Origin of the sequence: Leeuwenhoekiella sp. NPDC079379, from assembly GCF_044542075.1 — a bacterium.
Taxonomy (GTDB): domain Bacteria; phylum Bacteroidota; class Bacteroidia; order Flavobacteriales; family Flavobacteriaceae; genus Leeuwenhoekiella.
In genome coordinates, this window is the sequence record NZ_JBITTU010000007.1 from 40,138 (window position 1) to 54,312 (window position 14,175).

Sequence of the window (14,175 nt, forward strand, 5' to 3'; positions counted from 1 at the left end):
ATGAATATACAAGAATATATAGATTCTGGAATCCTCGAGTTATATGTATACGGGGCTTTAACTTCTCAAGAAAGTGAAGAAGTATCAAAGGTTCTTATGCAATACCCCGAAGTAGAAACTGAAGTTTCAGAAATTGAAAGTGCTTTACAAAGCTTAGCTACAGCGGCCGCACCATACAATCCTGAAGAAATGATCGCTGCAATAAAAGCAAAATTGAGAAATCATAATGGGGTGATACAACTTCAGCCTACTGCAGCAAACAAACGCACAAAACTTATATCATTTATAAGTGTAGCTGCATCTCTAATCTTCTTAGTTGGGATATTTGTTCTATTAAATAGAACTAACAACCTGCGACAAGAGTTAAGAGTAGCTGAAGCTCAAAAGGCAATAATGGAGACTAAAATGCAAGATGCTGAAAATTCATTACAACAAACTAAGACAATTTTAGCTGTTGTGAGAGATCCTAAAGTTACTAAGGTTCCATTAGCTGGTCAACAGGTTGCCCCTGATGCTTATGTGAATGTATTTTGGGATAAAGCTCAAAATAAAGCATATATAGATGCAATGGGATTGCCAGAACCACCTGAAGGAATGGTTTATCAAGTATGGTCGTTAAAACTAGATCCACTTACTCCTACGAGTATGGGACTACTAGATGATTTTAACGCAAATGAAAACAAGGTATTTACATTTGATAACCCCAATGAGTCACAAGCCTTCGGGATAACGTTAGAACCTGCAGGAGGTAGTGAATCACCTACTATGGATCAACTCTACACATTAGGAGTTGTTACAACAAATGCTTAAATCACAATAAAATTTAATAAAAAATGCCTCTAGATATCTAGAGGCATTTTTTTGTTTAAAACTTTCAGAACAGGGTATAAAAAAAGAACCACCTGCCTTCTCCAAAACATGGTGGTTCTCCAACTAACAAAAAATCCAAAAAAACTAATCAACTAACCAATTGATTTCCTTTCCTTTTTCATATTACCTCCCGACAAATCGAGAAACTGGATTTTTCCAATTGTAAAAAGTTAAATGCCCAACTTAACTTATTCACTACATTTACGTAAAAGAAAAGCCTATGGTTTTCCTGAAATCAAATTTTATTGTTAATGATAATGTTAAAGTTTTTTTAGAGCTCTTTTTAATATAATTTATCTAGGAATTAATTTGACTTATTCTACATTTAAACAATTTATTATCAGCACTATAATACCTTTTAAATAATGAACCAATCCTTATAAAAAGAATTTCATGAATCCTTCATCTCCCGGATGGATTATAAAACATCAATCAGTAATTAAAAAATTACTGCATAGCACAGAACCTAATTCTGATGTACTATATAGTCAACTTTTGCAAACTGGCTTTATTTATGGGGTATCTGTAACAACATTGAGTTATGGAGCAAATGAGCCCTTAAGATGGACTGAAATTGAGCGTGCTAAGCTCAATTTCTTTGATTGTTTGTATTATATCTATTTTAAATACAATCGAGAAGACACCCATTTTTATTCGGCTGTTGTAAATTTTTATTCTCAGATAAACCCGAAAGAATATCATTATTTTACCAGTTTTAAGAAACCAAAACCCAGTGCATCATCTTTAGAGAAAATTATTCAAGAACGTATTCAAACTAATGAACCGGTTCTTCAAAAAAATTTTAGCAATCTTATTACAAATGCGCTACTATTTCTTGACGTAATTGCTTTTGATTATTTTTTAAATGAAGGAGAGAACAGCATCGCCTTTGCTCAAGATTTAGAGGCTACGCTAATGAATACAATTTGGCTTGCACTAATGCAGAAAGAAGAAAAAGAGCATTATGACAAGCTACTTTTAAAGTTGTTTGAAAAATCACTGCGTTATACCCGTAATTTAATGCGCGAGGTACAGTGTATAGAAGATTTACCTCTAACTCATTTTCCAAAACTAACACAGCGCAGGTATTTATTAGATCTTGCAGCTCTTGCAATTTGGGACGATGCTAAACAAGACTATACAGAATATCTATTTCTCGAAAATTTCGGAAAATTACTAGAATTACCTACAGAAACCATTAATACTTCTTCAACTTATATACATGAGTTCATCGTTAAAAACCGAAAAAAAATATCCTATCTTAACTATAGTAATCCTGTAAAACATTTTTACAATCAAACCAGTCAAACCGTTAAGATCCTCATCCTTAGAAATAAAAAACGCCTTTTACAGGAGCTTTTAGAAAGTAAAGATCTAGTATTATTACTGAGCCAATCAACAGTTAGAGATTTAAGCAAAGCTGAAAAAAAACGAGTCAAATCACAGCTTCTCAATATTTGTAAAAGCATTCCTTCACTCGCAATTTTTATGCTCCCCGGTGGAGGCATTCTACTCCCGCTACTTGTTAAGTTTATTCCTGAGTTATTACCCAGTGCGTTTAATGAAAATAGAATAGACCTTGATATTGAAGAGACTTAGTACAAATAGAACTTAAAAAAAAATACATTTTATAAAAGTATTTTAGCAACTTCGCCTATGCTTCAATTTGTTACAAAAATTAAACTGTTATTTAATAATCTAACCGGCAAAATAGGTTTTTACCCTTCTTTGTTCGCTTTCGGAGGCTTGTGTTTAGGGTTTATAATGCTGTACGCAGAAAGCCAGGGTATTTCTAAGTTTTTAATAAAAAATGCTCCTAAACTGGTCATTAATGACGCAGATACTGCCAGAACATTACTTAGCACATTTATTGGCGGAATCATTTCTTTAATGGTTTTTAGCTTTTCAATGGTAATGATATTGCTTAATCAGGCATCTAATAATTACTCACCGCGTATTCTTCCGGGTTTAATTTCAAACAAACGACATCAATATGTCTTAGGATATTATATAGCTACACTTATATATAGCATCCTAGTTTTATTAAGCATAAAGCCTACTGATAACAAATATCAATTACCGGGATTTTCGGTGCTTATAGGTATTATTTTGAGCATGTTAGTTTTGGCTCTTTTTATTTATTTTATTCACTCAATTTCTGAAGCAATACAGATTAATAAAATAATTGAGACTATCTATCAAAAGGCAAAAACACGTCTATCTGAACTTATTAATCAAACAGATGATGAATATAGCCGTGAGGATTTTCCAGATAGTTCAAACTGGAAAACAGTTAGAATTGATGAAACCGGTTACTTACAAACTATTGCAACCGGCGCGCTGCTAGAATTTTGTAAAGAGGCAGACTGTAAAATAGAAATACTGGTTGCAAAGGGTACCTTTATATTAAAAAATGTTCCCATAGCTAAATGTGACATAGATCTTGATGACAAACAACGTGATCAGCTACTTACGTGCTTTGGTTTTTCAAGAAGCGAGATTGTTACTCATAATTATATTTTAGGCTTTAAACAGCTTACTGAGATCGCTATTAAAGCGATGAGCCCCGGTATTAATGATCCAGGTACTGCAATTACGTGTATAGATTATTTATCAGAATTATTTGCGCTGCGCCTATGCAAAGAAGACTTTAGTTATTTTAATAATGAAGATCAACAGGCAGTTATAAGTTTGCGTACAATTAACTTTAAAGAACTTATTTATTTTGTATTTGCACCGCTGCGGGTGTATTGTAAACACGATATTATAATGCTTCATAAAATACTGACTGCGCTTTTCTTTCTATTACAAAGCGATAGTGTTATTGAGGGCTACAAAGAGATTATAATAGGTGAAGCAAATATGATTCTCAATGATGCAAAAGAAGCTATTTCAAACAAAAATGATTTAGATGCGGTATTTGCTATTCGAGAAAAAATTGTTGCTATAAACACAACAGACTTATCACTAACCACGTTAAGTACAGATTAAGAAATCCACAGTTTAAAATCTTTTACACGTTCCCTAGCTACAATAATTTCCAAATCATCCCCAGATTTAAGTTTGATTTGCAAACGCGAATTTGTGTAGCTAATAATATCTTGTATTGCCTGTACGTTTACAAAATACTTTCGGCTTACTCTAAAAAAAACATCTGGAGCGAGCTCATCTTCTAAGATTTCTAGTGTCGTATCTAAGAGATAATCGCGCTTATCTAATGTACGTGCATAAGTGCCCTTATTTTCACTATAAAAGCACACGACATCTTCAATATTAACCATTTTAAGGTGTTGCCCTATCTTAACTGTAAAACGTTTTTTATACTCGCGCTCAACCGGGTTAACTCCTAATAATCTACGTATATCATCAAAGTTGAGTTTAACATCTTGAGTAGTTGTATTTTTTTTTCTGAATTTAATTACAGCTGCTTCAAGCTCCTCATCATCTATAGGTTTTAATAGATAATCTATACTATTCAGCTTAAAAGCTTGTAATGCATACTCATCATAAGCCGTGGTAAATATGATTGCACTTGTAACTTCTACAGCATCAAAAATCTCAAAAGACAACCCGTCACTTAATTGAATATCTAAAAAAATGAGATCTGGATGTTTGTTTTTAGAGAACCAACTTACTGCTTCTTCTACAGAATTTAATTGTACCTGTACATTTAAATCTAAAGCTTCAAGCATACGTGTTAGTCGGCGTGCTGCAGGTTTTTCATCTTCGATGACTATTACATCCATAGTTTAAAAATGTTTCTATAATTTAGATTATCTTCCGTTCTATTCCCAGCGCTCTATAGAAGAAATTCGCTCTTCTTCACGCTTTAAATACTCTTCTATTTTACGTTTTTTCCATTTCTTGTAATACGACTCAAAGATGCTTCCGTGTTTGAGGTAAATATAATAACCTACAATACTTAACCCATAGCCACCCACCATACAAATAGGTGACCAAAATGGAATATGTTGACTAATTCTACCTCCATCAAAGACACCTGCACAAAAAGCCACATACAGCGCAGATAGGATAATATAAATAGGTATGTGATTGTACAAGTCTTTAAGCTGCTTTACACGCTTTACGACATCTGTATAAGTTTTATCTTGATTATTCATAGTGTCAATTTTTATTTATTCCCAACGTCCCATATTAGATTGTGATTTTTCTTGACGCTCCATAAACTCTTTTATTTTACGGTTTTCCCAATCTTTACTTACAATAGGATTCCAGTTAAACGCCTTAGCTGCTTGAAACAATAAACCTACTCCCCATCCTAATGCTGCCCAAAGAAACCAGGGGTACCTAAGATTGTTTGTATAATAATTAAGTGCTGCTAAAGCCCCTATTACAAGCACATAACTCATAAGGCTACCGTAAAATTTCTTGATTTCTGCTACTTGTTCTTTAGCTTGCAAGTACCTGTTTTCTTTGTCAAAATTTTCCATTTTATTTTGTTTTATTGTTTATACTGAAACAAATTTGCTGCGATTTCAGGTTAAATTCAATTTCAAATTACCCGATTGTCATTTTAAGTGACTCAACTGTAATTACTTTCTTTTTTGTTGATCCATCAACTGCTTAATTTTACGATCTTCCCAATTTTTACCTAATAGAAAATTCCAATTAAACACATCTGCTGCGTGAAAAAACACACCTAATCCCCATCCGAGTGCCGGGAAAATAGCCCAGGGAAATGAGCCGCTGTACAGGTTTAACCCTATTAATATCGGTATAATTAAACAGTATAGACCAAAATTGATGTAAAAGCCTTTTAACTTTTCTACGTGTTCTTTAGCCATCGCATATTTCTTTTCCGAGAGGTAGTATTCTGTATTCATAACCGGTTGTTTTAATTGGTGAGTAAGTGTAGGTATTTTAATGATAAACTCCGTTTCCGTAGTATTAATTTGAACAATTCTTGAGGTAAGCAATGCATAGCGCTGTTTAATATTTATAAGACCTACACCACTACTCTTTTCCATTATTTTTTTAGGTTGAAGATTATTTCTTACGATAAGATAATTACCGGCTTCTTCAATGGTAATATGTAACTGATACCGGTCACTTACCACATTGTGCTTAACAGCATTTTCCAGTAATAACTGTAAAGCCAGCGGCACTACTTTAGCTTCAGGATTAATAACGTGTTGCGGCATAGTAAATACGATACTGTCTTCGTAACGCATCTTAAGTAGTGTCATATAAGTCTTAGCAAATGCAAGTTCTTCTTCAAGAGATATAAGTTCTTTATTTTTTTGCTCTAAAACATAACGATATACTTTAGAAAGTGAGGTGGTAAACTTTTGTGCCTGCTGCGGATTTTCTTCAATTAAACTCGTAAGTACATTAAGACTATTAAACAAAAAATGGGGATCTAACTGGTTCTTCAACGCGTCAAACTGTGCTGAAGCCGTACCCGCTATAATCTTTTGCTCCTTTACCTGCCTGTCTTTTTTATATCGATAATAAAAGAAAAAGTAGAAAATCACATTACAGACCAGCGCGATAAGAAGAGGTATCCAGTATCCTGAGAAGGACTCTTCTTGTACAAATTTAAAGAGGTCTATTTCCTGAGTGATAGACTTAAGAAACATACGAATCAAAAAAATACCAGAAATAGTTACAAAAAGACTAGCCGTTATTGCTTTAATAAGGTGTTTAAAAGCGTAAAGATTGTTTAAGTTTTTACCATAATAATATTTGAACACACTCATATTAAATAGGTACAGCACCACTGAATACACCATACTTTGTGCAAAATCCTCTGCTAGTGAGCTGTTAAAAGCTAAGGCGTTGCCTCCTCCTAGATGAATTATTAAAAAAACTATGTAAATAGCAAATCCTACTATACAAGCTTTTCCAAATTCCTTTATAAAATTGTTCATATTAAATTTCGTTAAGGCTTATCATAAGATTATTCCTTTTTTTTAAAGTTATTACAATCTTCAGAACTGTCATAAACTACTGCAGTATCTAATTCATTTAATAGCTCTTTTTCAAAGCTACCAGAAGCAGTTGTTAAAGCAGATTGAGGCATTGTTGACAAGGCTACTAGGTGTACTAGCCAGATAAATAATTTAATCATTACTCTTTGATTTTTGATTAGACACCTCAAAGATTAAAATTAGAATTGCCTTTTATTAATCTCTGTTACCGAATTGTAGATTTTAGACACCCAATTGTAAAATGCTTATAGACTTACTTATAACGTTAACAATTACACAAAAACTTTAAGCCTAGTGCAGAATTAATAATTTTGCTCAAATACGCTTAAATCGCCCCAAAATGAAACAGAAACTACATACCTATTCCCTACTGCTAATTGCTGCATTTTTAATTTATTCCTGCGCCAGCAAACGCACGCAATTTATCGAGTCAGGAACTAAATTAAGCGGTTCATCATTAGACACTGCCGCGTACAGAAGCGTTTTTCTTCTGGGAAATTTGGGTTCAAGTAAAAAAGGACCTAATAGAGACCTTATAACTGGTTTTAATAATTTTCAAAAGGAAAAAGCACATCAAGATGATTATCTGATGATTCTGGGTGATAATGTTTATGCCAGTAAGCTTACGGAAGATAATAACGAAGAGCAGCTTAAAGATGTCATAGATTTAATTGAAAACTTTAACGGAAAAACACTTGTAATTCCTGGTGAAAATGAATGGAATGATCACGGTGTAGCAGGTCTAGAAAAGATTGAAGATTTTATAGAAAAGAAAATGGGAAAAGACAATCATTTTCAACCTGAAAATGGGTGTCCTATTGAAACCATGAGCGTAGATGAGGAAACCGAAATAATTATTGTAGATTCTCAATGGTATATCGAAGACTGGAGTAAACACCCGGGTTTTAACGACAAATGTGGAATTAAAACGCGCGCACAATTTTTGACTATTTTAAAAGATGAGGCGCGTAAAGCACAACATAAAAATGTGCTTCTGGTGATGCACCATCCCTTATATTCTAACGGAATCTATGGTGGTGAGATGAGTACCCGTGCTTTATATAGACCTTCTGCCGAAAATGCTTATATACCCGGTGCCGGCTTCATTTGGGCTTTTGCCCGTACACAGGGCGGCATATCAAAACAAGATCAATTTAACCCGTTAATGAATAGCTTGATGCAGGAGATTAAAACGATGGCTATAGATCTTCCCAGACTGTTTGTACTTTCTGCACACGAGCGCTCTATGCAGTATATAGAAAACGGTTCTATACGCCAGATAATCACAGGCACAGGAAGTAAAACCGAATATGCAAGATTGGGTAAAGACGGCTTATTTGCTTCGGTAGAACCGGGATTTTCAGAAATACGTTTGTTTAAAGATGGTGCCTCAACAGTGCATTTTTATACCTTAAATACTCAAAAACAAATCGTCGAGACTTTTTCAAAAGAAGCGTTTTTAAAACCAAAAGCTTATCCTGTAGATTCGTTACCCGTAACATTTCCGAAGACAAAAAAAGCACGTATTTATCCACTTGATCTTGTTGAAGTAACACCTAAATATGAGAAAAAATGGGGTAAACATTACAGAGATTTATACGGCGTCGAAATTGAAGCTCCTGTTGCCATTCTTGATACACTTTATGGTGGCCTTAAAGTAGAACGCGCAGGTGGTGGACATCAAACGCAGTCGTTACGACTGGTAGATAAGGATGACAGAGAATACAATATGCGGGCTTTAGCTAAAGATCCTTTTGCGTTTTTAAAATCTTCTGGCTACGACGATCTGGATGCTCAGGAATATTTTAAAGGGACCTTACCTGCTCGCCTAATTGAAGATTTTTACACCGCCTCACATCCTTATGGCGCATTTGCTATACCAAAACTGGCAGGAGCAGCAGACCTCAACCACACCCATCCTAAGGTGTTCTATGTACCTAAACAAAAACGCTTAGGTGATTTTAATGAAACCCACGGAGATCGCCTGTATATGATTGTAGAAAAGCCAGATGCAGATTTTAACGGGGATCATATGTTTGGTTTTAATGAAGATGTCGAGAGTACAACAGATCTTTTTGAGGCCATTCGGGAAGATGAGAAAAATGTGGTTGCAGAAAAAGACTATATACGAGCACGTGTTTTTGATATGCTTGTGGGAGATTGGGACCGTCACGAAGACCAGTGGCGCTGGGCAGAACGTAAAGACAGTGCAGGTATAGCGACGTATATAGCAATACCTCGTGATCGCGACCAGGTGTTTTCAAAATTTGACGGAAAAATTATTAAAACGCTTCAAAAGTTTATGGCGAGTACACGCGAACTTTCAAACTACGGCCCAGATATAGAATTTATTGAGAAATTTAGTGAAAGTGCCATCACCTTAGATCGCGCCATATTACAAAAAACCACAAAGAAAGAATGGTTAGACGCAGTTGATTACATTCAGGAAAATATCACAACAGATGTAGTTGCAAAAGCTTTTGCAGACATTCCTGATGAAATACAGGATGAAGATTGGCTGCAATTACAAGATGATTTGCTAAAGCGCAAAAGCAACCTTAAAGACATCGTAGAACGCTATTATACATTCTATATTAAATTTCAAACACTTAAGGGAACAGATAAGGATGATCATTTTTACATCACCCGCAATGATGATGGCACAACGCGTATTAAAGCAGTTAGAATTGAAGATAACGAAGACGGAAGCCTACTTTTTGACCGTACATTTTATCCTCAGGAAACTCAAGAAATATGGATTTATGGTCTTGATGATGATGATGTTTTTACTACAGATGGCAACGGAAAAAGCAGCATTAAATTAATAATTGCAGGTGGGCTGGATGACGATATTTATGATCTTAAAAATGGAAATAATCTTACCATATACGATCAGCCTAAAGGCAATAAAATAGAATCTAATAATGGGGCTCGTATGCGTTTTAGTTCGGTTTATGAGAATCATATTTATGATACAGAACGCCGTCCCGGAGAAGCAAAAAAAATAGCTCTAGAACTACCTTATAATCCAGATTGGGGAGTCGCTCCTCATTTGCGATTTGCACGTCAAAAATTAGGTTTTGAACGCAACCCTTTTACTTCGCAATTTGTTTTAGACGCACAGTATTTTTCACTAACGCAAGCAGCAATTTTTAAGGCTGAATTACATTTTGCAAATATTTTTCCGGAATGGAATTTTAAGATTTCTGGTCTTGCAACCACAAATAATTATACAGAAAACTTTTTTGGCTTCGGAAATGAAACTTTAAATTCTGCCACAAATTTTGATTTTAACCGCATTAATATGCAGAAATTTGAAGGCGGCGCAGGCGTGTATTACAACGGAGAATATGGTAGTTCATTTGAAGCCTCTTTTAAGTTTCAAAAATTTGAACTTGATCCTTCACTTTCAATAAACATACCTAAAAATCTCATTAATAATGAATATGCTACGGTGATCGCAATTTATTCCTACAAGAGCATAGACAACATAAATTTTCCTACACGAGGGATGTTTTTTGAAGCTTCGGGGTATTATAGTGATAACTTAAATTCTGCTGAGACGGTTTTTGCAGCAGACCCCAAAATCACTTTTTGGAATGCGATAGACAGCTCACGAGATTTGGTTTTAAAAACACAGGTAGATGGGCAAGTACGTTTTGGTAATGATATTCCTTTTTATCAGGCGGCTCGTTTGGGAGGTAATTCTGGTTTGAGAAGTTACCGTCTAGATCGGTTTGCAGGAGATCAGTCACTTCGTGCTTCCGCAGATATTTTATATCAGTTTAAACCATTAAAAACTGCTCTTTTTCCCGTACGTTCACACCTGTTTGCAGGTTATGATTTAGGTCGTGTATGGATAAATAATGAAGACTCAAAAATGTGGCATACCAGTTATGGAGGTGGTCTAAATTTTAGTATAGGTTCTTTCTTAAATAGTACCTTTAGTTACTTCACAGGTGATGAGGGTGGCCGCTTTCAATTTGGGTTAAAATTTGGTGCTTGAACAAGAAAAATAAATTCTGTTAAATCAATGTAACACGAGTTACCCAGATACCACAATAGGTGTCTTATCTTTGTTCTAGAAAATTAGATACGATGAACATAGAACAGATTTATACCGGTTGTTTAGCTCAGGGAGCCTACTATATAGAAAGTCAGGGTGAGGTTGCAGTAATTGACCCACTACGAGAGGTAAAACCATACATTGAGCGCGCGGAAGCAGATAATGCAAAAATCAAGTATATTTTTGAAACTCATTTTCATGCAGACTTTGTAAGTGGCCACGTAACACTTGCCAAAGAAACAGGTGCGTCGATTATTTATGGTCCCAATGCAAATCCTACTTTTGACGCAGTAATTGCAACAGATAATCAGGAATTTAAACTTGGTGCTATCACCATCAAAACGCTTCATACACCAGGGCATACTATGGAGAGTACCACGTACCTCCTTATCGATGAAAATGGAAGAAATCACGCTATTTTTAGTGGGGACACTTTATTCTTAGGTGATGTAGGCCGTCCTGATCTGGCTCAAAAAGCTAAAGAATTAACTCAGGAAGATCTTGCCGGTTATTTATACGATAGCTTACGCGAAAAAATTATGCCTCTGGCAGATGACGTTATCGTTTATCCTGCTCACGGCGCAGGCTCTGCTTGCGGTAAGAATATGATGAAAGAAACCGTTGACACATTAGGTAATCAAAAAATGATGAATTATGCCCTGCGTGCAGATATGACTAAAGAAGAATTTATTGAGGAAGTTACCGATGGTTTATTGCCACCACCCTCTTATTTTCCACTTAACGTTAAAATGAATAAAGAAGGTTACGACGATATAGCTGATGTTATAGAACGTGGTACGCAGGCTTTATCTCCAGATGCATTTGAGACAGCAGCAAATGAAACCGGCGCTGTTATTCTAGATGTACGCAATCAGGCAAACTTTGCCGAAGGTCATATACCCAGATCTATTTTTATAGGTATAGATGGTGGTTTTGCTCCCTGGGTAGGTGCTCTAATCGCAGATACCGCTCAACCCATTTTACTAGTTGCAGAAGAAGGTCGTGAAGAAGAAACAATTACCCGTCTTTCTCGAGTAGGCTTTGATGGTACTATAGGATATTTAAAAGGGGGATTTAAAGCCTGGGAAGCTGCCGGCAAGCAAACCGATCACGTAAAATCTGTTACAGCCGGTGAATTAGAAGCTGCTGTACTTGCAGATAAAGACACCCCGGTCTTTGATGTAAGAAAGCCCGGCGAGTTTGATGCAGAGCACTTAGAAGTTGCAAAAAGTACACCCTTAGATTTTATTAATAAACACTTAAGTGAATTCCCTAATACCGAAGAATTCTATATACATTGCGCAGGAGGATATCGTAGTATGATTGCTGCAAGTATTTTAAAAAGCCGCGGTATTCATAACTTAGTAGATGTGCAGGGTGGTTATAAAGCTTTAAAAGAAACCGACTTAAAAACAACTAACTTTGTATGCCCGTCAACTCTTAAAAAATAAAATTATGAAAGTATTTTTAACTTTTTTCCTTTTTGTTTCGCTTGCTTTTCAAGCGAATGCGCAAGAGTCTAAACACGAAGTTTTAGACAAAGCTACTTTTAAAAGTAGTATTGAAAATAACGCTGTAGCATTAGTTGATGTTCGTACAGCTTCAGAATTTGAAGCTGGTCATATTGATAACGCAAAAAATATTGATTTTTTAGATACAGCAACATTTAATACTAAAATCAAAGCATTAGATAAGTCTAAGCCTGTTTATATTTATTGCCGTTCTGGAAATCGCAGTAGTAAAGCTGCTGAAGTGATGAAAGATTCCGGTTTCACGAGAATTTATGAACTTGAAGGAGGTTATTTTAATTGGAATTCTGAAGATCCTATTGAAGACTAAACAGGAAGTTTAAGCATATACAAAAGCCCGAAAATTAATCTTTTCGGGCTTTTATTTTTTAAAAGCAGCACGAGATTTTTCGATCTCCACACGATTTTGATCTGCCCAGGCTGCAAGATTCTGCAGATGTGGTATTAAGCTTTGCCCCCGTTTACTCAACATATATTCCACCCGTGGTGGAATTTGAGGATATTGTTTACGTATTACCAGATCATCTGCTTCCAGAGATTTTAAGCTTACAGAAAGCATTTTCTGAGAAATTGAAGTTATCACTTTATACATCTCGTTAAAACGCATTACAGGCTCTTCATTTAAAAGCAATAAAATAAGAATAGACCATTTATCTCCAAACCGGTCCATCACGTTACGAACAGGACAGTTTTCAATTTCGGTAAATTTATTCAAACTATTTTCAATCATAAAGAGTTGATTTTCAACATTAATAACTTTCAGGTTAGTCACCTACTCAAACGTAAGTTCTTTCTTAAGAGCTAATTACACTATACCTTTGACTAACCAAAAGTAAGTTAATAACTAAAAAAATAAAAATATGAGCACCTATTTAATTACAGGAGCGACGGGAAGTCTAGGGAGTAGTGTAGTAAAACATCTTTTAACTACTGTTGACACATCAGAAATAGCCGTCTTAGTACGCAATACCGAAAGTAAACAAGCAAAGGAATATAAAGCTAATGGCTTTGATCTACGTGTTGCAGATTATGATAATCTTGAAACGCTAACCGAAGCATTTAAAGAAATTAAATACCTGTATTTTGTTTCTGGTAGTGATATTAATTCAAGATTAAAACAGCATAAAAACGTAATTGACGCAGTGGTTAATGCAAAGGTTTCCCATGTAATTTATACCAGTGCAGGCAGAAAAGATGAATCTGAAAACGCTCCCCTCTTTGGTGTTATGAATGCTCATATGCAAACAGAAAAATGGTTACAAGACGCTGCATTTAAACATACTATTCTACAACATAATTTATATGCTGAAGTCGTACCTATGTTCATAGGAGATAAAAAAACTTTATTTCAATCAAAACAAATCTTTTTACCCGCAGGAAACGGAAAAACTGCATTTGCATTGCGTGAAGATTTAGCTGAGGCCGGAGCGATAGTACTTAAAAATACAGCTGATCACATCAACAAAACCTATACTTTAAATGCTGCAGAAACTCTAAGTTTTGAAGAAATAGGAAAAAGTATATCTAAAATTACAGGAGAAAACATAGGATACACATCACCAGATCCTGAAACCTTTAGAACAACAATGAATTCTTTTGGTGTACCAGAAAACATCATAGGCATGATACAAGCGTTCTCATTAGGAATAGCAGCAGGAGAATTTGACAATATTTCCACAGACTTACAGATGTTGTTAGGGCGCAAGCCTAAATCGATTACAACACTTTTTGAACAGGTTTATAGTTAAACTAAAGTATA

13 protein-coding genes are annotated in these 14,175 nt (G+C 35.1%); 7 read left to right on the plus strand and 6 right to left on the minus strand.

Features of this window, described 5'->3' with window-relative positions; all coding sequences use genetic code 11:
* The 3 genes from ACIGAM_RS13520 (at nt 1) to ACIGAM_RS13530 (ending at nt 3,861) form a co-directional block, all read left to right on the plus strand.
* Nucleotides 1-810, plus strand: coding sequence for an anti-sigma factor domain-containing protein (locus tag ACIGAM_RS13520; RefSeq protein WP_396511977.1), 810 nt, complete (start codon nt 1-3; stop codon nt 808-810).
* Nucleotides 811-1,263: 453 nt separating this feature from the next.
* The gene (locus ACIGAM_RS13525) at nt 1,264-2,469 is read left to right on the plus strand and encodes an LETM1-related biofilm-associated protein (RefSeq protein ID WP_396511978.1); all 1,206 of its coding nucleotides are present in this window, start codon (nt 1,264-1,266) and stop codon (nt 2,467-2,469) included.
* Between the two features lie 57 nt (nt 2,470-2,526).
* The gene (locus ACIGAM_RS13530; RefSeq protein ID WP_396511979.1) at nt 2,527-3,861 is read left to right on the plus strand and encodes a DUF2254 domain-containing protein; all 1,335 of its coding nucleotides are present in this window, start codon (nt 2,527-2,529) and stop codon (nt 3,859-3,861) included.
* On the opposite strand, the gene ACIGAM_RS13535 is transcribed toward ACIGAM_RS13530, so the two are convergent.
* The 5 genes from ACIGAM_RS13535 to ACIGAM_RS13555 form a co-directional block, all read right to left on the minus strand.
* The gene (locus ACIGAM_RS13535; protein ID WP_396511980.1) at nt 3,858-4,616 is read right to left on the minus strand and encodes a LytR/AlgR family response regulator transcription factor; all 759 of its coding nucleotides are present in this window, start codon (nt 4,614-4,616) and stop codon (nt 3,858-3,860) included. The genes ACIGAM_RS13530 and ACIGAM_RS13535 overlap by 4 nt on opposite strands.
* 39 nt (nt 4,617-4,655) lie before the next feature.
* Nucleotides 4,656-4,991, minus strand: a complete 336-nt coding sequence (locus ACIGAM_RS13540; RefSeq protein WP_396511981.1) for a 2TM domain-containing protein — start codon at nt 4,989-4,991, stop codon at nt 4,656-4,658.
* A 15-nt stretch (nt 4,992-5,006) separates the two neighbouring features.
* On the minus strand, nt 5,007-5,321 hold the full coding sequence (locus tag ACIGAM_RS13545) for a 2TM domain-containing protein (protein WP_396511982.1): 315 nt from the start codon (nt 5,319-5,321) through the stop codon (nt 5,007-5,009).
* A gap of 102 nt (nt 5,322-5,423) precedes the next feature.
* Nucleotides 5,424-6,761 carry a 2TM domain-containing protein gene (locus tag ACIGAM_RS13550; protein ID WP_396511983.1) on the minus strand — a complete coding sequence of 446 codons (1,338 nt, stop codon included), beginning with the start codon at nt 6,759-6,761 and terminating at the stop codon, nt 5,424-5,426.
* Between the two features lie 29 nt (nt 6,762-6,790).
* The gene (locus tag ACIGAM_RS13555) at nt 6,791-6,961 is read right to left on the minus strand and encodes a hypothetical protein (protein ID WP_396511984.1); all 171 of its coding nucleotides are present in this window, start codon (nt 6,959-6,961) and stop codon (nt 6,791-6,793) included.
* Between the two features lie 200 nt (nt 6,962-7,161).
* Here ACIGAM_RS13555 and ACIGAM_RS13560 point away from each other — a divergent pair, with 200 nt between their 5' ends.
* The 3 genes from ACIGAM_RS13560 (at nt 7,162) to ACIGAM_RS13570 (ending at nt 12,726) form a co-directional block, all read left to right on the plus strand.
* Nucleotides 7,162-10,827: a hypothetical protein gene (locus ACIGAM_RS13560; protein WP_396511985.1), complete on the plus strand. Its 3,666-nt coding sequence runs from the start codon at nt 7,162-7,164 to the stop codon at nt 10,825-10,827.
* 92 nt (nt 10,828-10,919) lie between these two features.
* Complete coding sequence (locus ACIGAM_RS13565; protein ID WP_396511986.1) at nt 10,920-12,338, plus strand: rhodanese-like domain-containing protein; 1,419 nt, start codon at nt 10,920-10,922, stop codon at nt 12,336-12,338.
* A gap of 4 nt (nt 12,339-12,342) precedes the next feature.
* Nucleotides 12,343-12,726, plus strand: coding sequence for a rhodanese-like domain-containing protein (locus ACIGAM_RS13570; RefSeq protein WP_396511987.1), 384 nt, complete (start codon nt 12,343-12,345; stop codon nt 12,724-12,726).
* A gap of 51 nt (nt 12,727-12,777) precedes the next feature.
* On the opposite strand, the gene ACIGAM_RS13575 is transcribed toward ACIGAM_RS13570, so the two are convergent.
* Nucleotides 12,778-13,188, minus strand: coding sequence for a winged helix-turn-helix transcriptional regulator (locus ACIGAM_RS13575; protein ID WP_396511988.1), 411 nt, complete (start codon nt 13,186-13,188; stop codon nt 12,778-12,780).
* An 88-nt stretch (nt 13,189-13,276) separates the two neighbouring features.
* Here ACIGAM_RS13575 and ACIGAM_RS13580 point away from each other — a divergent pair, with 88 nt between their 5' ends.
* A complete protein-coding gene (locus ACIGAM_RS13580) occupies nt 13,277-14,164 on the plus strand; it encodes an SDR family oxidoreductase (protein ID WP_396511989.1) in 888 nt (295 codons plus the stop codon).
* The last annotated feature ends 11 nt before the right edge of the window (nt 14,165-14,175 follow it).

Bases quoted from the DNA above. Each gene is read 5' to 3' on its own strand.
- ACIGAM_RS13520 (WP_396511977.1), top strand. From the start codon at position 1: ATGAATATACAAGAATATATAGATTCTGGAATCCTCGAGTTATATGTA.
- ACIGAM_RS13580 (WP_396511989.1), top strand. From the start codon at position 13,277: ATGAGCACCTATTTAATTACAGGAGCGACGGGAAGTCTAGGGAGTAGT.
- ACIGAM_RS13535 (WP_396511980.1), bottom strand. From the start codon at position 4,616: ATGGATGTAATAGTCATCGAAGATGAAAAACCTGCAGCACGCCGACTA.
- ACIGAM_RS13550 (WP_396511983.1), bottom strand. From the start codon at position 6,761: ATGAACAATTTTATAAAGGAATTTGGAAAAGCTTGTATAGTAGGATTT.
- ACIGAM_RS13555 (WP_396511984.1), bottom strand. From the start codon at position 6,961: ATGATTAAATTATTTATCTGGCTAGTACACCTAGTAGCCTTGTCAACA.
- ACIGAM_RS13570 (WP_396511987.1), top strand. From the start codon at position 12,343: ATGAAAGTATTTTTAACTTTTTTCCTTTTTGTTTCGCTTGCTTTTCAA.
- ACIGAM_RS13565 (WP_396511986.1), top strand. From the start codon at position 10,920: ATGAACATAGAACAGATTTATACCGGTTGTTTAGCTCAGGGAGCCTAC.
- ACIGAM_RS13525 (WP_396511978.1), top strand. From the start codon at position 1,264: ATGAATCCTTCATCTCCCGGATGGATTATAAAACATCAATCAGTAATT.
- ACIGAM_RS13545 (WP_396511982.1), bottom strand. From the start codon at position 5,321: ATGGAAAATTTTGACAAAGAAAACAGGTACTTGCAAGCTAAAGAACAA.
- ACIGAM_RS13540 (WP_396511981.1), bottom strand. From the start codon at position 4,991: ATGAATAATCAAGATAAAACTTATACAGATGTCGTAAAGCGTGTAAAG.
- ACIGAM_RS13530 (WP_396511979.1), top strand. From the start codon at position 2,527: ATGCTTCAATTTGTTACAAAAATTAAACTGTTATTTAATAATCTAACC.
- ACIGAM_RS13560 (WP_396511985.1), top strand. From the start codon at position 7,162: ATGAAACAGAAACTACATACCTATTCCCTACTGCTAATTGCTGCATTT.